21 protein-coding genes are annotated in these 18,130 nt (G+C 59.5%); 17 read left to right on the plus strand and 4 right to left on the minus strand.

Annotation, left to right across the window (positions count from 1 at the left end):
- Window positions 1-69: 69 nt before the first annotated feature.
- Window positions 70-660 carry a cysteine hydrolase family protein gene (locus ACSFE6_RS19950; protein ID WP_435429190.1) on the minus strand — a complete coding sequence of 197 codons (591 nt, stop codon included), beginning with the start codon at window positions 658-660 and terminating at the stop codon, window positions 70-72.
- Window positions 661-900: 240 nt separating this feature from the next.
- Between ACSFE6_RS19950 and prmB the strand changes: the two genes are divergently transcribed.
- Window positions 901-1,809, plus strand: coding sequence for a 50S ribosomal protein L3 N(5)-glutamine methyltransferase (gene prmB / locus ACSFE6_RS19955; RefSeq protein ID WP_435429191.1), 909 nt, complete (start codon window positions 901-903; stop codon window positions 1,807-1,809).
- 110 nt (window positions 1,810-1,919) lie between these two features.
- Here the strand turns inward: prmB and ACSFE6_RS19960 are convergent, their stop codons facing one another.
- Window positions 1,920-2,711 carry a hypothetical protein gene (locus ACSFE6_RS19960; RefSeq protein ID WP_435429192.1) on the minus strand — a complete coding sequence of 264 codons (792 nt, stop codon included), beginning with the start codon at window positions 2,709-2,711 and terminating at the stop codon, window positions 1,920-1,922.
- A gap of 89 nt (window positions 2,712-2,800) precedes the next feature.
- Window positions 2,801-3,754 carry an alpha/beta hydrolase gene (locus ACSFE6_RS19965; protein ID WP_435429193.1) on the minus strand — a complete coding sequence of 318 codons (954 nt, stop codon included), beginning with the start codon at window positions 3,752-3,754 and terminating at the stop codon, window positions 2,801-2,803.
- Window positions 3,755-3,883: 129 nt separating this feature from the next.
- On the opposite strand from ACSFE6_RS19965, the gene aroC reads away from it, so the two are divergent.
- The 5 genes from aroC to mtnC all read left to right on the plus strand — a co-directional run bounded on the left by aroC (window position 3,884) and on the right by mtnC (window position 8,105).
- Window positions 3,884-4,975: a chorismate synthase gene (gene aroC / locus ACSFE6_RS19970; RefSeq protein ID WP_435429194.1), complete on the plus strand. Its 1,092-nt coding sequence runs from the start codon at window positions 3,884-3,886 to the stop codon at window positions 4,973-4,975.
- 28 nt (window positions 4,976-5,003) lie between these two features.
- A complete protein-coding gene (locus ACSFE6_RS19975; RefSeq protein ID WP_435429195.1) occupies window positions 5,004-6,155 on the plus strand; it encodes an MFS transporter in 1,152 nt (383 codons plus the stop codon).
- The gene (locus ACSFE6_RS19980) at window positions 6,152-6,772 is read left to right on the plus strand and encodes a methylthioribulose 1-phosphate dehydratase (RefSeq protein ID WP_435429196.1); all 621 of its coding nucleotides are present in this window, start codon (window positions 6,152-6,154) and stop codon (window positions 6,770-6,772) included. The genes ACSFE6_RS19975 and ACSFE6_RS19980 overlap by 4 nt, the downstream gene beginning before the upstream one ends.
- Window positions 6,773-6,871: 99 nt before the next feature.
- Window positions 6,872-7,417 carry a 1,2-dihydroxy-3-keto-5-methylthiopentene dioxygenase gene (locus ACSFE6_RS19985; RefSeq protein WP_435429197.1) on the plus strand — a complete coding sequence of 182 codons (546 nt, stop codon included), beginning with the start codon at window positions 6,872-6,874 and terminating at the stop codon, window positions 7,415-7,417.
- Window positions 7,418-7,421: 4 nt separating this feature from the next.
- A complete protein-coding gene (mtnC, locus tag ACSFE6_RS19990) occupies window positions 7,422-8,105 on the plus strand; it encodes an acireductone synthase (RefSeq protein ID WP_435429198.1) in 684 nt (227 codons plus the stop codon).
- Between the two features lie 125 nt (window positions 8,106-8,230).
- Here the strand turns inward: mtnC and ACSFE6_RS19995 are convergent, their stop codons facing one another.
- Window positions 8,231-8,509, minus strand: coding sequence for a DUF3509 domain-containing protein (locus ACSFE6_RS19995; protein ID WP_435429209.1), 279 nt, complete (start codon window positions 8,507-8,509; stop codon window positions 8,231-8,233).
- Window positions 8,510-8,854: 345 nt separating this feature from the next.
- On the opposite strand from ACSFE6_RS19995, the gene ACSFE6_RS20000 reads away from it, so the two are divergent.
- The 11 genes from ACSFE6_RS20000 (at window position 8,855) to ACSFE6_RS20050 (ending at window position 18,032) form a co-directional block, all read left to right on the plus strand.
- Window positions 8,855-10,693 carry a long-chain-acyl-CoA synthetase gene (locus tag ACSFE6_RS20000; protein ID WP_435429199.1) on the plus strand — a complete coding sequence of 613 codons (1,839 nt, stop codon included), beginning with the start codon at window positions 8,855-8,857 and terminating at the stop codon, window positions 10,691-10,693.
- Between the two features lie 96 nt (window positions 10,694-10,789).
- Complete coding sequence (locus ACSFE6_RS20005; protein ID WP_435429200.1) at window positions 10,790-11,308, plus strand: ankyrin repeat domain-containing protein; 519 nt, start codon at window positions 10,790-10,792, stop codon at window positions 11,306-11,308.
- A 76-nt stretch (window positions 11,309-11,384) separates the two neighbouring features.
- The gene (locus tag ACSFE6_RS20010; RefSeq protein ID WP_435429201.1) at window positions 11,385-11,915 is read left to right on the plus strand and encodes a hypothetical protein; all 531 of its coding nucleotides are present in this window, start codon (window positions 11,385-11,387) and stop codon (window positions 11,913-11,915) included.
- A gap of 81 nt (window positions 11,916-11,996) precedes the next feature.
- Window positions 11,997-12,188 carry a PLDc N-terminal domain-containing protein gene (locus ACSFE6_RS20015; RefSeq protein WP_435429202.1) on the plus strand — a complete coding sequence of 64 codons (192 nt, stop codon included), beginning with the start codon at window positions 11,997-11,999 and terminating at the stop codon, window positions 12,186-12,188.
- A 193-nt stretch (window positions 12,189-12,381) separates the two neighbouring features.
- Complete coding sequence (speE, locus tag ACSFE6_RS20020; RefSeq protein ID WP_435429203.1) at window positions 12,382-13,257, plus strand: polyamine aminopropyltransferase; 876 nt, start codon at window positions 12,382-12,384, stop codon at window positions 13,255-13,257.
- Window positions 13,258-13,487: 230 nt separating this feature from the next.
- Window positions 13,488-13,721 carry a hypothetical protein gene (locus ACSFE6_RS20025; RefSeq protein WP_435429204.1) on the plus strand — a complete coding sequence of 78 codons (234 nt, stop codon included), beginning with the start codon at window positions 13,488-13,490 and terminating at the stop codon, window positions 13,719-13,721.
- A 211-nt stretch (window positions 13,722-13,932) separates the two neighbouring features.
- Window positions 13,933-14,277 carry a ribonuclease E inhibitor RraB gene (locus ACSFE6_RS20030; protein WP_435429205.1) on the plus strand — a complete coding sequence of 115 codons (345 nt, stop codon included), beginning with the start codon at window positions 13,933-13,935 and terminating at the stop codon, window positions 14,275-14,277.
- A 297-nt stretch (window positions 14,278-14,574) separates the two neighbouring features.
- Window positions 14,575-14,706 (plus strand): hypothetical protein, encoded by a 132-nt coding sequence (locus ACSFE6_RS20035; protein ID WP_435429206.1) that lies wholly within the window; start codon window positions 14,575-14,577, stop codon window positions 14,704-14,706.
- A 147-nt stretch (window positions 14,707-14,853) separates the two neighbouring features.
- Complete coding sequence (locus tag ACSFE6_RS20040; protein ID WP_056853817.1) at window positions 14,854-16,263, plus strand: circularly permuted type 2 ATP-grasp protein; 1,410 nt, start codon at window positions 14,854-14,856, stop codon at window positions 16,261-16,263.
- A gap of 12 nt (window positions 16,264-16,275) precedes the next feature.
- On the plus strand, window positions 16,276-17,226 hold the full coding sequence (locus ACSFE6_RS20045) for an alpha-E domain-containing protein (protein ID WP_435429207.1): 951 nt from the start codon (window positions 16,276-16,278) through the stop codon (window positions 17,224-17,226).
- Window positions 17,223-18,032 (plus strand): transglutaminase family protein, encoded by an 810-nt coding sequence (locus ACSFE6_RS20050; protein ID WP_435429208.1) that lies wholly within the window; start codon window positions 17,223-17,225, stop codon window positions 18,030-18,032. Before ACSFE6_RS20045 ends, ACSFE6_RS20050 begins: the two co-directional genes overlap by 4 nt.
- Window positions 18,033-18,130 lie beyond the last annotated feature (98 nt).

Here is an 18,130-nt window from a genome sequence, read left to right on the forward strand (position 1 = left end):
TAAGACAATTGCGGCTAATGAGAGGCTTTTGCGGATGAGCGGCAACATGGGCCGCTCATTAAACGCCGATCAGACCAGGTCGTTGGTCTGGGCAACGGCGGCAAAGTTGTCCGCCATGATCGCCATTTCGGTCTGCTGCACATGCTCGGCGCTCAGGACACCGCCCTTGTATGGCAGATCGCGGGTAGCGCAGGCGTCTTCCACGAGGGTGCAACGGAACCCCAGGTTTTTCGCCGCCCGTACCGTGGTGCTGACACTGGAATGGCTCATGAAGCCGCACACCACCAGGTCCACCGAGCCCAGTTCTTCCAGGCGCTTTTTCAGGTCCGTGCCATGGAATGCACTCGGCAGGATCTTTTCAATCTTGATTTCGCCGGTCAGTGGCTCAAGCCCTGGAATGAATTGACCGCGCTCGCCGCGTGGGTCAAACAGTCCGCCGACGGTGCCGAGATGGCTGACATGCACGATCGGCCGACCAGCGGCCCGGGCAGCGGTGACCAGTTTCTTGATGTTTGCGACCGCCGCATCCATGCCACTCAGGGCCAGAGGACCGCTGAGGTATTCTTTCTGGGCATCGATGATGATGAGGGTCGCATGACTCAGTTTGGCGGCTGCATAACCGCGACCGCTGAGTTGAAACATCGTTTGTGGAACGGACATTCTGGGGCTCCTTGGAGTGGGGCTTTTGCGACATTGTCCTCTGGCTGAGCGCTTCTGTGAATCGCTACCATCGTAGGCACCGTCGTTACTGGCGTGCAGCGTTGTCAAGTTGTCCGTTTTGTTCAATCCCGAGCTAGAAAAAACAGAATAGTCCTACATTTGCTCCGGTGTTTTTCCCGCGTCGTCGTGGCGACGTTTGGCTGGTAGAATCGCCCGTCGATTTTTCTGGAGTTTGCCGTCGTGATCACTTCCCGCCTTCGTACCCTGCGTGACCATATCCGTTGGGCCGTCAGCCGCTTCCATGGGGAGGATCTGTTTTTTGGCCATGGCACCGACAATGCTTGGGACGAAGCCCGTCAATTGGTGTTGGGTGCATTGCATTTGCCATGGGAAATCTCCGACAGCTACCTCGACTGCAATCTGGAGGAAGACGAAATCGTCCACCTGCAGTTGTTGCTCAAACGCCGCATCGAAGAGCGCGTGCCCACCGCTTACCTGTTGAACGAAGCCTGGTTCTGCGGCATGTCGTTCATCGTCGATGAGCGTGTGCTGATCCCGCGTTCGCCGATTGGCGAGTTGATCGAAAACCGTTTTACCCCATGGCTGGGCACCGAGCCTGCGCGGATCCTCGACCTGTGCACCGGCTCCGGCTGCATCGGTATCGCCTGTGCCTACGAGTTCCAGCATGCCGAAGTGGTGCTGGCCGATCTGTCGTTCGAAGCACTGGAAGTGGCCAACCAGAACATCGAGCGCCATGGCGTCGATGACCGGGTCTACACGGTGCAGGGCGATGGTTTCGATGGCTTGCCGGGTCAGCGCTTCGACCTGATCGTGTCGAATCCGCCGTACGTCGACGCCGAAGATTTCGCCGACATGCCGGACGAGTATCAGCATGAGCCGGAACTGGGCCTGGCCTGTGGCGATGATGGTTTGAACCTGGTGCGCCGCATGCTCGCCGAAGCGGCGGATCACCTGACCGAGAAGGGCTTGCTGATTGTCGAGGTAGGCAATAGCCAGGTACACGTCGAAGCGTTGTACCCGGAAGTCGACTTCGCCTGGCTGGAGTTCGAACGTGGCGGGCACGGCGTGTTCATGTTGACGGCCGAGCAGTGCCGGGATCATCAGGCGCTGTTCGCTTCTCGCGTTTAAGCGTTAAAAGCTTCGCGAGCAGGCTCGCTCCCACAGGGGATTTGTGAACGACGCAGATCCAATGTGGGAGCGAGCCTGCTCGCGAATAGCCGCGCCGCGCTTTCAAGCTTTCAACGGTGCGTCGCAATCCAGATCAACAACCCCGCCTGAAACACCGCAAACGCCACCAGACAGGTAATGGTGAAACGCAGCCCGGCGTCTTCGCGTTTGTACTTGCTGACTTTTTCTTCATGTTTCTTGAGTTTGACTTCCTGCTCGGCCAGGTTCTGCTCGGCCTGCTGGAGCATTTGCGCGGCCTCAAGAATTTCCACGATTTGCAGTTTTTCCGTGTTCCAGTCACCCAGCAAGTCGCCGACCTGAACCTTTTCGACACGGCCCTTCAAATGCTGGGCGTCGGCATAAACCACATCAAAACCATGGACGCGCAAAAAGTGATCGCGGCGCAGGCGCGTGTCTTCGTTCAGCGCGTCCTTGTTGTTCAGGTCGGTGCCGTCGACGCTGTAGCCAGGCCAACGTTTCTTCGCCCAGTTGATGCCTTGCGCGGCCATGAAACGGCCGATGCCGCGGTTCATCGGCTCGATCTGCAGGCCGCTGTCCGGACCGAAATGCACGCGTTTTTCGCTGTGGTCGACCCACACATCCAGGTGATTCTGTTCCTTGCGCACGCGCTGGCCGGGCAGGGAGATGGTCATGCGCATCAGGCTGCGTTGTTTGTCGTTGCGTTCGGCGTAACCGAATTCGACAAAGCGCAAGGGGCGTCCGCCGGTGTTGCGATCGGTCTGCAAGGGCGCCAGGCGGAGCATCTTGTGGTGCTCGACGCGGACGTCCGCCCATGGCAGCTCGACCGCTGGCGGTGCGTCTTTTTCAGCGGTGGTGTCGGGTGAAGTCGGGGTATCGGTCATAACGGCGAGATCCTGTCCAAGCTCAGCTTGTCACCAGCCAGTGCGCTGGCGACAAAGGCTTATCGGCCGTTTTTTTCAAGACTGGAGGCTTAACTGGGGCGAAGTTCGTCAATAAACCCGAGAATGCGTGCACCCAGTTCTGCCGCCAGGGGCAAATTCGGCTCCTTATAGGAAGCCAATTGGCGCTTGACGTCGTTCGGCACGATGCGCATGACGTGGTTCATGCCCTCGATCAGCGCCAGTTCGGCGTCCGGTTTGGCCGTCCTGAGCAGGCGGGCGTCGTCGACACCGACCTGGATATCGTTGCTGCCCTGGATGATCAGCGCCGGCATTTTCAACCGGGCGAAAGCTGCCGCCGGGTCCTGGCGGAACAAGGAAATCAGGTACGGCTGCACGCTCGGGCGGAAAATCACCTGCAGTTGAGGCGGTACGTTGGCGTCGGTTGTTCCGGCCTTGAGGCTGTCGAGCAGTTCGTTGCTGCGCAGCATCAACGCTGGCGGCAGGTTGCGGGCCAGTTGCTGACGCAAGACCTGATCGATCGGCCGGCCACTGCCGGACAAGGAAATCACCGCCGCCGCATCGACACTTGGCGCCGCGAGGCTGGCGATCAATGCGCCTTCGCTGTGCCCCAGCAAGATCAGCTTGCCGAAACGGGGATCGGTCTTGAGTTTGCGGCCCCAGGCCTCGGCGTCGGCGACATAGGCCTCCACCGTCAGGTTGCGCTCGTCCGGCGTGGCTGCAAGACTCGCCGCCACGCCGCGCTTGTCGTAACGCACGCTGGCGATATTGTGTTTGGCCAGCACCCAGGCCAGGCGCTTGAGGCTGTCATTGCGCCCGCCGTCGGGGTTGTTTCCGTCGCGATCCGTAGGACCGGAGCCGGAAATGATCAGGACAACCGGTACCGGTTTGTCGGATTTTGGCAGCAACAGTGAACCGAAAAGCTCGCCGCTGCCGGTGTCCAAAGTGATCGGCCGTTGCAGGACTGTAGCCTGGGCGAAGCCGGATATCAGGGTTAGGCTCAAGATCAAAACTCGCAGCATCATCGCGCCATCATTAACAGGATGCCGGTTGGACTCGCAGACACCCGTAAGGTTCGAGGATGAACTACTTGGGTAGCCTGCGTATACTGGCGCCCATTACGTATTTGGGTTCGATTTCACGGAGCGTCCTGCATGTCCGGCAATACCTACGGCAAGCTGTTCACTGTCACCACCGCTGGCGAAAGCCATGGTCCGGCGTTGGTCGCCATTGTCGATGGCTGCCCGCCGGGCCTTGAGATCTCGCTGGAAGATCTGCAGCGCGACCTGGACCGACGCAAACCCGGCACCAGCCGCCACACCACCCAGCGCCAGGAAGCCGACGAAGTCGAAATCCTCTCCGGCGTGTTCGAAGGTCGCACCACCGGTTGCGCCATCGGCCTGTTGATCCGCAACACCGACCAGAAGTCCAAGGACTACTCGGCGATCAAGGATCTGTTCCGCCCGGCCCACGCCGACTACACCTATCACCACAAGTACGGCGAGCGTGATTACCGCGGCGGTGGTCGCAGCTCGGCCCGTGAAACCGCCATGCGCGTGGCCGCTGGCGCCATTGCGAAAAAATACCTGGCCACCCAGGGCATCGTCATTCGCGGCTACATGAGTCAGCTCGGCCCGATCGAAATCCCGTTCAAGACCTGGGATTCGGTGGAACAGAACGCGTTCTTCAGCCCTGATCCGGACAAAGTTCCAGAGCTGGAAGCCTACATGGACCAACTGCGCCGCGATCAGGATTCGGTTGGCGCGAAGATCACCGTGGTCGCCGAAGGTGTGATGCCGGGCCTTGGTGAGCCGATCTTCGACCGTCTTGACGCTGAATTGGCCCATGCGCTGATGAGCATCAACGCGGTGAAGGGCGTGGAAATCGGCGCCGGTTTCGCCAGCGTCGCCCAACGCGGCACCGAGCACCGCGATGAAATGACCCCGGAAGGTTTCCTCAGCAACAACGCCGGCGGCATTCTCGGTGGTATTTCATCCGGCCAGCCGATCGTTGCGCATCTGGCGTTGAAACCAACGTCGAGCATCACTACGCCGGGCCGCTCGATCGATATCCATGGCAATCCGGTGGAGGTCATCACCAAGGGCCGTCACGATCCTTGCGTCGGCATCCGCGCCACGCCGATTGCCGAAGCGATGATGGCCATCGTGCTGATGGACCACCTGTTGCGTCACCGTGGGCAGAACGCCGATGTGCAGGTGAGCACGCCGGTGCTGGGTCAGCTGTAATGGCTGACCTTATCGCCGCCACGGTCTGATGGGCGTGGCGGCGCTGCCGTACTGGCGGCTTTCCAGCTTCTATCTGTTCTATTTCGCCTTGCTCGGTTCGACAGCGCCGTTTCTGGCGCTGTATTTCGATCACCTGGGTTTTTCCGCTGCGCGTATCGGCGAGCTGGTGGCAATCCCGATGCTGATGCGCTGCGTGGCGCCGAACATTTGGGGCTGGCTTGGCGACTATAGCGGCCGGCGACTGGCCATCGTGCGCTTCGGTGCCGTCTGCACGCTGCTGACGTTCTCACTGATTTTCGTCAGCAAGACTTACGCCTGGCTGGCGATGGTCATGGCCTTGCATGCGTTCTTCTGGCATGCAGTGTTGCCGCAGTTCGAGGTCATCACCCTGGCGCATTTGCAGGGGCAGACTTCACGCTACAGCCAGATCCGCCTGTGGGGCTCCATCGGTTTCATCATCACCGTGGTCGCGCTCGGGCGCTTGTTCGAATGGCTGAGCCTGGATATTTATCCGGCCGCACTGGTGCTGATCATGGCCGGTATTGTCCTGAGCAGCCTGTGGGTGCCAAACGCCCAACCGGCGCAGGGTAATCGACCGACAGGCGAGGGCTTTCTCAAACAGTTGCGCAGCCCCGGAGTGTTGGCGTTTTACGCCTGCGTGGCATTGATGCAGATGAGCCACGGGCCGTATTACACGTTTTTGACCCTGCACCTTGAGCAACTGGGTTACAGCCGCGGTGTGATCGGCATGCTTTGGGCCGTCGGCGTGGTGGCTGAGGTATTGATGTTTATGGCCATGAGCCGGATCCTTGCGCGCTTTTCGCTACGGCGAGTGTTGCTGGCCAGTTTCCTGTTGGCGGCGTTGCGCTGGTTGTTGCTCGGTTCGCTGGCTGAGTTTCTCTGGGTGCTGTTGTTTGCCCAGGTCCTGCACGCAGCGACCTTCGGCAGCTTTCATGCCGCTGCCATTTCATTCGTGCAACGTAGCTTCGGCGGGCGTCAGCAAGGGCAGGGCCAGGCGTTGTACGCTGCGCTGGCCGGCACTGGCGGTGCGTTGGGCGCGTTGTATTCCGGCTACAGCTGGAATGCTCTCGGCGCGGCATTGACCTTTAGTATTGCCAGTCTCGCAGCCGTCGCGGCTGCCGTTATCATTGCCACACGTATGCAAGAGGACAGGCCATGAGCCTTACCCGTGAACACCTCGCCCAGGAAATCATCGACGCCGGGCGTTTTTTGTATGGCCGCGGCTGGTCGCCGGCCACCAGCAGCAATTATTCGACCCGATTGTCGCCGACCGAAGCCTTGCTGACGGTGTCCGGCAAGCACAAGGGCCAGTTGGGCCCGGACGATGTACTCGCCACTGATCTGGCGGGCAACAGCCTGGAACCGGGCAAGAAACCGTCCGCCGAAACCCTGCTGCACACTCAGCTCTATAGCTGGCGCCCGGAGATCGGCGCCGTGCTGCACACGCATTCGGTGAACGCCACGGTGTTGTCGCGCCTGACGCCGCAGGATTTCATCGAGTTCGAAGACTACGAACTGCAAAAAGCCTTCAGTGGTGTGTCGACCCACGAGTCCCGGGTGCGAGTGCCGATTTTCGACAACGACCAGGACATTGCGCGGCTCGCCGCCAAGGTGCAGCCTTGGCTTGACGCCCATCCCGATTGCGTTGGCTATCTGATTCGCGGTCATGGCCTCTACACCTGGGGCGCGCGGATGAGCGATGCACTACGGCAGATCGAGGCTTTTGAATTCTTGTTCGAATGCGAGTTGAAGACCCGCAGCGTGTTGAACCGTTAACGGCAGACTTATCCACAAGTCGCCCATCGCCTGATGCAGCGCTGCGCCCGACCGGTGTCCACAAACCGGACGGCGCGGCCGATACCGAGGAATTGCCCCATGAGCAGTCTGTCCGTCTATCACGTCTCCAGCCCTGAAGTTCCCAACAAGGTGCTGACCCATTTCGAAGATATCGCCTCGACCCTGGCCGAGCAGGGCGTGCGCTTCGACCGTTGGCAAGCCGCCGCGAAGATCCAGCCCGGTGCCAGCCAGGAAGAAGTCATCGCGGCCTATAAGGAACAAATCGACAAGCTGATGACCGAGCGTGGCTACATTACGGTTGATGTGATCAGCCTGAACAGCGATCACCCGCAAAAAGCCGAACTGCGCGCCAAGTTCCTCGAAGAACACCGCCATGGCGAAGACGAAGTGCGCTTTTTCGTCGCCGGTCGTGGTTTGTTCACCCTGCACATCGATGACTACGTCTACGCCGTGCTCTGCGAAAAAAACGACCTGATTTCGGTGCCGGCCGGTACCAAGCATTGGTTCGACATGGGTGAGCATCCGCATTTCGTGGCGATCCGCCTGTTCAACAATCCGGAAGGCTGGGTCGCCAATTTCACGGGTGACAACATCGCTGGTCAATTCCCGCGCCTGGAGGACTGAACCGATGCCGATCAAAGCGATTCTCACCGACATCGAAGGCACCACCAGCGCGGTGAGTTTTGTATTCGACGTGCTGTTCCCTTACGCGGCCAAACATCTGCCGGATTTTGTTCGCCAGTACGCCGCGCGCGCAGACGTCGCCGAGCAACTGGAGGCTGTGCGACGGGACAGCAACGAGCCGGACGCCGACGTCGAGCGCGTCATCGAGATCCTGCTGGGCTGGATTGCCGAAGATCGCAAGGCCACGCCGCTCAAGGCTTTGCAGGGGATGGTCTGGGAGCAGGGCTACCAGGCCGGGCAACTCAAGGGCCATGTGTACCCGGATGCCGTTGAAGCGTTGCAGCGCTGGTATCAGGCCGGTTATCAACTGTTCGTGTATTCCTCAGGCTCGATTCAGGCCCAGCGCTTGATCTTCGGCTGCTCGGAGGCGGGGGACCTGACGCCGCTGTTCAGCGGCTACTTCGATACCACATCGGGACCGAAGCGCGAGGCGAAGTCCTACGCCAACATCACCCAAGCGATCAAGCTTGAGGCTTCGCAGATTCTGTTCCTGTCGGACATCGTCGAAGAGCTGGACGCAGCGCGCGCGGCGGGGATGGCGACTTGCGGGTTGGCCCGTGAGGGTGGGGAACTGGCGGGGCATGTCACTGTGGACAGTTTTGCCCGAATTGATCCCACCACTTTCTAGACAACAAAAAACCTGTGGGAGCGAGCCTGCTCGCGATGGTCGTGAACGATAGCGCAGGAGACCTGATGTCCAACGGCGTATTCGAGATCATCGCGAGCAGGCTCGCTCCTACAGGGAAACAATATTTACGCCGAGTGATAGGTCGGCAAGGCAAACCGCTGCTGACTCTGCAGCATGGAAATCTGCGGCAGTTCGCTGGCTTGCTCGGCGAGATCACGACGAATCGCGCTGATGACCCACGACAGTTGATCGCCATTGTGCAGTTGCTGGTAGGAAATCGAGCGCTTGAAGACTTTGTCCTCGGAGCCACGCAAGGTCAGCAGAATCCCGCCATCCGGGCGAGCCTGCGTGGTGACTTCGAAGTTGGAGAACAAGGATGTGAATTTTTCCTGGATCAGGTTCATGTCTTTCAGCTCCGTGATGACTTGAATGGCAAGCATGCACAGAGCGTTGCAGTGATTGTGCCAGTACCGGGTATCGTTAAATACTCTTTAAAAACAAGCACTTAATTTTTTGGCGGAATTTCGTTTTCGTGCAATTTGCAAGAATGGCCATCGTGCATCCTGCATTTTGCGGGGTAGTCGGCGATTCGATGGAACCTTTGTGCGTGCCTGTGCTCGCGGTTTCCAACAGCGCTGTCGCAGATACAAAACATTTCAAAAACCGCGTGTACAGCTCAAGAACCGTTGACGTATTTTCGGGCTTTAATCAGCGCCGCCCGACAATAAAAAGAGCGAACGGGAGCCATCATGAGCCGCACGCCAAGCGACACGATTACCTGGGGCATGATGCTCCGCAAGCTGCCCTCCATTGCCAAAGCCATTCCGCGCGTGGTGAAGGGCATGAAAGCCGCCAACGTCACGGACCCGACCCAATCGTGTGGACTGGGCTGGAGTTTCGAACAGGCGACGCTGCGCAACCCTGACGGCCCGGCATTGCTATACGGCGAGGTTTCGCTGACTTATGCACAGGTCAATCGGTGGGCCAATCGCATCGCCTATCATCTGATCGAACAAGGCCTCGGCAAGGGCGATGTGGCGGCGGTGTTCATCGAGAACCGCCCTGAGCTGTTGGTGACGATACTGGCGGTGGCCAAGGTCGGCGCAATCAGTGCCTTGCTCAACACGTCACTGACCCGAGATGCCCTCGTCCATAGCCTGAACCTGGTCGCACCGGCCGCCATCGTGGTCGGCGAGGAGCTGGTTCCGGCGTTTCTGGCAGTTCGGGAGCGGGTGGCGATCGAGGCTGCGCGAACCTGGTTTGTCGCCGATCAAAACACCTACGACCATCCTGGCATCGCCCCCGAGGGTTTCATCAATCTGATGACCGCCAGCGTTGATGCCGACAGTGAAAACCCGGCCAGCAGTGCGCAGGTTTTCTTCGACGACCCCTGTTTCTATATCTACACCTCGGGCACCACCGGATTGCCCAAAGCCGGGGTTTTCAAACACGGGCGCTGGATGCGCAGCTCCGTCAGCTTCGGCATGATCGCGTTGGATATGCGCCCGACGGACGTCGTCTATTGCACCTTGCCGCTGTATCACGCCACCGGTTTGTGTGTGTGCTGGGGCTCGGCCATCAGTGGCGCTTCCGGATTTGCCATCCGCCGCAAGTTCAGCGCGAGCCAGTTCTGGAGCGATGTGCGCAAGTACCGTGCGACCACCATCGGCTACGTCGGCGAATTGTGCCGTTATCTGGTCGATCAACCGCCCAGTGCCGACGACAATCGGCACGGCGTGACCAAAATGATCGGCAATGGCCTGCGTCCCGGCGCGTGGAGGGCGTTCAAGACGCGTTTTGGCATCAAGCACATCTGCGAGCTGTATGCCGCCAGCGACGGCAATATCGGTTTCACCAATATCCTGAATTTCGACAACACCGTCGGTTTTTCCCTGATGTCCTGGGAATTGGCAGCGTACGACCACGACAGCGGTGCGCCGACCCGCCAAGCCAATGGTTTCATGCGCAAGGTCGGCAAGGGCGAGCAGGGGCTGTTGCTGGCGAGAATCGACGACAAGGCGCCGCTGGATGGATACACCGATCCGCAGAAAACCGAGAAGGTGGTATGCCGCGATGTGTTCGTGAAGGGCGACCGTTACTTCAACACCGGTGACTTGTTGCGCAACATCGGTTTTGGCCACGCACAGTTTGTCGATCGACTGGGCGACACCTATCGCTGGAAGGGGGAAAACGTTTCGACCACCGAAGTCGAGAACGCGCTGCTCAAGCATCCGCAAGTTTCCGAAGCCGTGGCCTATGGCGTGGAAATCCCCAACACCAATGGTCGAGCCGGGATGGCGGCGATTACTCCGGCCGAGTCCCTCGCCACCCTGGACTTCAGTGAATTGCTGGCGTTTGTCCGGCAGCAAATGCCGGCCTATGCCGTGCCGTTGTTTCTGCGTCTGAAAGTGAAAATGGAGACCACCGGGACATTCAAGTATCAGAAGGTCCGGCTCAAGGACGAAGGTTTCGACCCGGGAAGAACCGGCGATGACCCTATCTACGCCTGGCTGCCGGGGACTGACACTTATGTACAGGTCTCCGAACAGATCCTTTCGGACATTCAGGCTGGAAAGTACCGCTATTGAATCTGGCTATGGCTCTGCATCAGAAAAAAGAAGTGACAGTGCCGGGACGGCTCGGGAAACTGTCGGCATTGTGAATAACTGAATGTGGAGCGTTCAATGTCAGACAAAAGCCGCCAGATGACACCCGAAGAAGCCGCCGAGTTTGCCGAACAGGTATTCAACAAGGCACGGGAGGGCGATGCGGCCATGATGGCTGCGCTGCTGACCAAAGGCCTGCCGCCGAACCTGCGCAATCACAAGGGCGACACCTTGCTGATGCTGGCCGCGTACCACGGTCACGTGGACACCGTGAAAGTCCTGCTCGAACACAAGGCCGATCCGGAAATCCGCAACGACAACGGCCAGAGCCCGATCGCTGGCGCAGCCTTCAAGGGTGACCTGGCAATGGTCACCACACTGGTCGAAGGTGGCGCGCAGGTTGACGGTTCGTCCTTTGACGGTCGGACTGCACTGATGATGGCGGCGATGTTCAACCGCGTCGAAGTCGTCGATTACCTGATCAGCAAAGGCGCCGACCCGAGAGCCAAGGACGCCAATGGCGTAACGGCACTGGAGGCGGCCAGGACACTGGGTGCGGCGGACACCGTTGTGCAGTTGGAAAAACTGCTGGGCTGACACAGAATTTCTGTGGCGTCTGCTGAATGCGTTATCCTTCGCGCCCTCAAAATTCCCTCGCTACAGGATCTTCCCCATGAAAGCCGCACTCGTCGAACTCATCAGCAAAATCAGCTCCGGGTGCATGGGCGAAGACGAAATCCTCAAGGTCGCCGATGAAGCGGCCCAGGCTTACGCGGATCCTGAGGGTTTTCTGACGGCCAACCCGGACATCAACTACGACGACACCTTCCCGATCCCGCTGGGTGAGTGGGTGGTTGTCGGCAGTCTGCCGGACACCGTGCTGTTCCAGGCCGACACTTACATGGACCTGTTCGCGCAGATCGTGGCCTCGTTCGGCCCGGGTGTGGAATTCAATCTCAAGCCCAAACAACTGGCAAAAACCGAGGCGCTGACAGCGCTCAATCGTATTCAGGTGCAAATGAGCAGCCTGAACAAGGAAAACGGCGGCTACGTGCTGATGAACCTCAGCCAGTTGCTCGACGATGAACTGCAAGTGGTGTTGGTTTACGGCAACGACGTGCCACGGGTGCTCGAGTTGTGCGCCGAAGTCGGCATCGCCGCGGCGCCTGCCCTGGAAGCCTTGAAAGTCGCCATCCACGTCTGAGGTGGTGACGTTGTCAATAAAAGGGAACCCTCGCCACGGCCGGCTATCCTAAGGGGCATACCACACTTAGGGAGCGTCACCATGGGTTCCACCTTTAACAGCCTGGTTGGCCTGATCATTCTTGCCCTGGACATTTGGGCCATCATCAACGTGCTGAAAAGTGGCGCCGAAACAGGGATGAAAATCCTCTGGGTGTTGTTGATTGTCCTGCTGCCGGTGTTGGGCCTGATCATCTGGGCCATTGCCGGGCCGAGAGGCGATGTCCGGATCTGATTGCACACGCATTTCCATGTGGGAGCGAGCAGGCTCGCTCCCACATTGATCTTTGTGCAGGCGGTCATGAAGGTTCGACCTGTCATCTTCCGCAACGTAGAATGCGCGCCTTTCCCGGGCAATCGAGGCATTCGATTGGCCATCATGGGCGGGTAACCGTCCGTTGCCACCCGCATTCATCGGAGCACTTCCCATGAGCACTACCCCAACCAGCGACTACCTGGAAACCCTCTACGAAGGCTACGGCCAGCGTTTTCGCATGGACAAACTGCTGCACGAAGTGCGCACCGAACACCAGCACCTGGTCATCTTCGAAAACCCGCGCATGGGTCGGGTCATGGCGTTGGACGGCGTAATCCAGACCACCGAAGCCGACGAGTTCATCTACCACGAGATGCTCACTCACGTGCCGATCCTAGCCCACGGCGCTGCCAAGCGCGTGCTGATCATCGGTGGCGGCGACGGCGGCATGCTGCGTGAAGTGGCCAAGCACCGCAGTGTCGAGCACATCACCATGGTCGAGATCGACGGCACCGTGGTCGACATGTGCAAGGAATTCCTGCCGAATCACTCCAAGGGAGCCTATGACGACCCGCGCTTGAACCTGGTGATCGACGACGGCATGCGTTTCGTCGCCACTACCACGGAAAAGTTCGACGTGATCATTTCCGACTCCACCGACCCGATCGGTCCAGGTGAAGTCTTGTTCTCGGAAAACTTCTACCAGGCCTGCCACCGCTGCCTGAACGAAGGCGGCATCCTGGTGACCCAGAACGGCACACCGTTCATGCAGATCGAAGAAGTCAAAACCACCGCCGGTCGCCTGCGCAGCCTGTTCCCGGACTGGCACTTCTACCAGGCGGCGGTGCCGACCTACATCGGCGGCTCGATGACCTTCGCCTGGGGCTCGACCAATACCGCTTATCGCCAAATTTCCCGGGAAACCCTGCAACAGCGTTTCGCAGGCAGCGGCATCGTCACGCGCTACTACAATCCGGAGATACACATCGGCGCGTTCGCCTTGCCGCAGTACGTGCTGCAGGCCGTGGGCAAACCGAGCAATGATTGATGCCTGATGCATAATTACTGTGGGAGCGAGCCTGCTCGCGAAAGCGGTCTCGCCGTCGATTGAAATGTCGACGGGTATACCGCCTTCGTCGGAACGCCGCCCGGAGCCGGCTCGCTCCCACAGGTTCTTTGTTTTTACATCCTGTCTGCTGTAATCCATTGGAACGATCAATTCGAGCTAAAGTCGAGATAGGTGTAAGCCCATTCGCGGGTTTGGTTGAGGAGGCTCCGATGTCAAAGTGGAAAGTCACTTTCGTGGATGATCATGGTGAAACCATCGACGAAGTCTTCGAGTGCGAGGAATGCCCGAGTCACGAGCAGGCCGCCAAACTCATCAAGGAACGGTTCCTTCCTGTCGCCGCCAAGCTGGATCTGAACGATCTGGAAGGGCGAACCGCTGATGCGACGGTCAAAAACCTGAAAGCGCAGAACAGCATTCAAATCCTCGGCATCACGCCAATCTGAACATCACCTGTCACAGTCTCAACCAGGCCTTGGCAGCCGCTCTGTCCTGGGGCTACTCTGCAAGCGAGATCAGCGAACGGATCGCTAAGGTCTGGTCTTCAGCTTCATGCTTGTTTCCCGCCGGCACATCGATTGCCGAAACGCCCGCATCCAGGGGGGGCGCGCGCAGGGAGTACGGAAAGTCTATCCATCGGTTTGAGGAGGACGTTTCATGAGCACAGCCTACCAAGAAGACATCAGCAGCAGCGTGCTGCGCCGCATGAAAGAAGGCGGTTTTGACTTTTCACGGTTCCATCCCATCGAGTTCTACGCCATTTTCCCGGACGAGGAGCGGGCACGCAGGGCGGCAGGTCATTTTCATCGAGGAGAATCCCTGAATGCGCAGGTCAGTGTGCGGGACGACGGCGCGTGGGCGCTGGAACTGAGCAAGGTGATGTACGCCACCTACGACGACATTGGTGATTTCGAGCAGGGCTTTGAAGCGGTGGTCGAGCCATTGGGCGGCATCATTGAAGGCTGGGGTGTCAAGCAGGAGATACGAGGGCGACTCGCATAAAATTATGAGCAGCAACCGGCACAAACGGCTGACCTTCGGGTTGGCCGTTTTCGTTTCTGATACCTCATCCCGTAGGAGCCGGCTTGCTGGCGATGGCGTCCTTTCAAACACCGCAGGGCTCAATAAAGAATCGCCAGCAAGCCGGCACCTACAGAATTTGTTTCTGATCATGTGCAGCAAGCAAAAAAAAGCCACCTGAGCGGGTGGCTAAAAGGGAAGACCGGTAAGGAGGAAAACCGGTCAGAGCACGCCGGACCGGGCTGCCCTAGCAGCCAAATGAATACCGTTGAGTCAGTCGTGCTGAAGAATTCGCCGGTGAACGTCAGCGAAGTTTCTTCAGCGGATGTGCGAATTATCCGCAGCCCTGGCCAGGCAGTGAAATCAACTCTGGCTATGCTGGTGATAGACAGCAACATTGCCTTGCAATGAAGCGGGGGCAATCAGGTTGGTGCCGTTATCGCACAGGATTGGTGCGGTGTCTGCGTATTGATTATCCAACCGATTGATATCAAAGCGTTTATGCCGATGGCACGGGCCTTGCGAAGGTCTGGATGTCCGGGTGACAAGGAGTACGGCATGATCCGCACCTATTTTGATGAGATGTACGATGCCGGCGGCCAGGTCCGCCCGCATTATCGGGAGTTTGCCCGTTGGCTGGCCGAGACGCCTGACGAGCTTCTGGCACAACGGCGACGCGAGGCCGATCTGTTATTTCATCGCGCCGGGATTACCTTCACGCTCTACGGTGATGAGCAAGGGACGGAGCGCCTGATTCCCTTCGACACCATTCCTCGAAGTATTCCCGCCAGCGAATGGCGCGTGGTCGAACGCGGCTGCATCCAGCGGGTCAAGGCGTTGAACATGTTCCTCGCCGACCTTTACCACGAGCAGCGGATCATCAAGGCCGGCATCATTCCGGCCGAACAGGTGCTGGCCAACGAGCAATACCAGTTGGCGATGCAAGGGCTGGATCTGCACCGCGATATCTACTCGCACATCTCTGGTGTCGATCTGGTGCGCGATGGCGACGGCACTTATTACGTGCTCGAGGATAATTTGCGCACGCCCAGCGGCGTCAGCTACATGCTCGAAGACCGCAAGATGATGATGCGCCTGTTCCCCGAACTGTTCGCGGCACAACGCATCGCGCCCATCGATCACTACCCGAACCTGCTGCTCGATACCCTCAAAAGCTCCAGCCCGATCGACAACCCGAGCGTGGTGGTGCTGACGCCAGGGCGCTTCAACAGTGCGTTCTTCGAACATGCATTTCTGGCGCGGGAAATGGGCGTGGAGCTGGTGGAAGGCGCTGACCTGTTCGTGCGTGACGACAAGGTCTACATGCGCACCACCGACGGACCGAAAGCCGTCGATGTGATCTATCGCCGACTCGACGATGCATTCCTCGATCCGTTGGCGTTCAACCCGGACTCGATGCTCGGTGTGCCGGGGCTGCTGTCGTCCTACCGTTCCGGCAATGTGGTGCTGGCCAATGCCATCGGCACGGGCGTGGCGGATGACAAGTCGGTGTACCCGTTCGTCACGGACATGATCCGTTTTTACCTGGACGAAGAACCCATCCTGAAGAACGTGCCGACCTGGCAATGCCGTAATCCCTCCGAACTTTCTCACGTGCTGGCCAATCTGCCGGAACTGGTGGTCAAGGAAACCCAGGGCTCCGGCGGTTACGGGATGCTGGTGGGGCCGGCGGCAACCGCTGCGGAAATCGAAGCCTTCCGTGCGCGCATCATCGCCAAGCCCCATGCCTACATCGCGCAACCGACACTGTCGCTGTCGACCTGTCCGACCTTTGTCGAAAACGGCATCGCGCCGCGCCATATCGATTTGCGTCCGTTTGTATTGTCCGGTCGTGAAACCCGGGTCGTGCCCGGCGGCTTGACCCGTGTCGCCCTGCGTGAGGGTTCCCTGGTGGTGAATTCATCCCAGGGTGGCGGAACCAAGGACACCTGGGTGGTCGAGGATTGAAGGAAGCCTGTCATGTTAAGTAGAACTGCCTCGGATCTGTATTGGATGTCGCGTTACCTGGAGCGGGCGGAAAACCTCGCACGTATGCTCGACATCAGTTATTCGCTGTCCCTGATGCCACAGGATGGACGTGGAAACGGTCTGCACGAATTGGCCATGCCGCTGTTGATTACCGGCACCCTGGACGATTACCTCGAACGTCACGGCGAACTGCATGCCGAACGACTGCTGCATTTTTTCGCCCTGGACGCGACCAACCCGGCGAGCATCTACAGCTGCCTCGGTGCGGCGCGGGCCAGTGCCCACGCGGTGCGTGGACGCATCACCGCCGACATGTGGGAAAACATCAACGCCACCTGGCTGGAGATTCGCGGGATCGCCGAGCAAGGTTTGAGTCGCTACGGCATGAGCCGTTTCTGCGAGTGGATCAAGGAACGCTCCCACCTGTTCCGTGGCGCGTCCTACGGCACCATCATGCGCAATGACGCCTTCCGCTTCATTCGCCTGGGCACGTTCATCGAAAGGGCCGACAACACGTTGCGCCTGCTCGATGCCCGTTACGAAATGGCCGGCGATCAGGCAGAAGCGGTCAGCGATGGCACGGCTCACGCCTACTACCAGTGGAGCGCGTTGCTGCGAGCGCTGTCGTCGTTCGAGGCCTACACGGAAATCTACCGCGACGCCCCAGGGGCCCGGCATGTCGCCGAGCTGCTGTTGCTGCGTGCGGACGTGCCGCGTTCCCTGCGGGCTTGCACCGAAGAAATCGACCAGATCCTTGCCCAGCTGCCAGGGGCCAACGGTCGTCCCGCGCAACGCCTGGCGGCGGAAATGGACGCGCGCCTGCGCTATACCGGCATCAACGAAATCCTCGACGAAGGCCTGCACGCCTGGCTGACCGAGTTCATCCCGCTGGTGCGCCAGTTGGGCAACGCGATTCACAGTTCATACCTGGAGGCTGCATGAGACTTTCCATTAGCCACGAAACCACCTATCGCTACGAAGATCAGGTGCGGGCGAGCATCCAGTATTTGCGGCTGACACCCCACGACAGTGAGCGCCAACATGTACTCAGCTGGCAGCTCGATCTGCCGCGTCCGGTGCGCGCGCAACTCGATCCGTTCGGCAACATCTTGCACGTACTGACACTGGACGAACCCCACGAAGCGATCGTCATCGGCGCCCGTGGCCAGGTCGATATCGACGAGTTGCGCGAAGCCGAGCACGAGAGCCAGTCGGCGTTGCCGTTCCTGCGCTTCACTCGCTTGACCGAGGCTGACGCGGCGTTACGTGCGTTTGCCGAGAAGGCCTGCAAGCAACGCCGGGACCGTAGCGCACTGATCGACTTGATGCATGGCCTGAACCAGCACATGACCTACACGCCGGGCGCCACCGAGGTGGACACCAGCGCCGCCCAGGCCTTCGCCGGGCGTTCAGGCGTGTGCCAGGACCACACCCATGCCTTTCTCGCCTGTGCTCGCAGCCTCGGCGTTCCGGCGCGGTATGTGTCGGGGTATCTGTACAGCGAAAACAGCGAGCATCTGGCCAGTCATGCCTGGGCCGAAGCCTGGCTCGAGGACGCCTGGTACAGCTTCGATGTGACCAACGAACTGGCCCGTCCCGAGCGCCATCTGAAACTGGCGGTGGGCCTGGACTATCTGGATGCCTGCCCGGTACGCGGCATGCGCAGGGGCGGTGGGTGTGAGCAGATGCATGCCAAGGTGTTCGTCTCGCCGACGCCCGCGCCGGTGATCTCAGTCCAGCAACAGTAATCTTTGTGGGAGCGGGGGGGGGGGGGGGGGAGGAAGACCAGTCAGCACCACCATGCCCGACACACCGCCCTCTCCAGCAAGTTTGCTCCCCCCGAGGC

The organism is Pseudomonas baetica (assembly GCF_051216495.1).
Taxonomy (GTDB): domain Bacteria; phylum Pseudomonadota; class Gammaproteobacteria; order Pseudomonadales; family Pseudomonadaceae; genus Aquipseudomonas; species Aquipseudomonas baetica_B.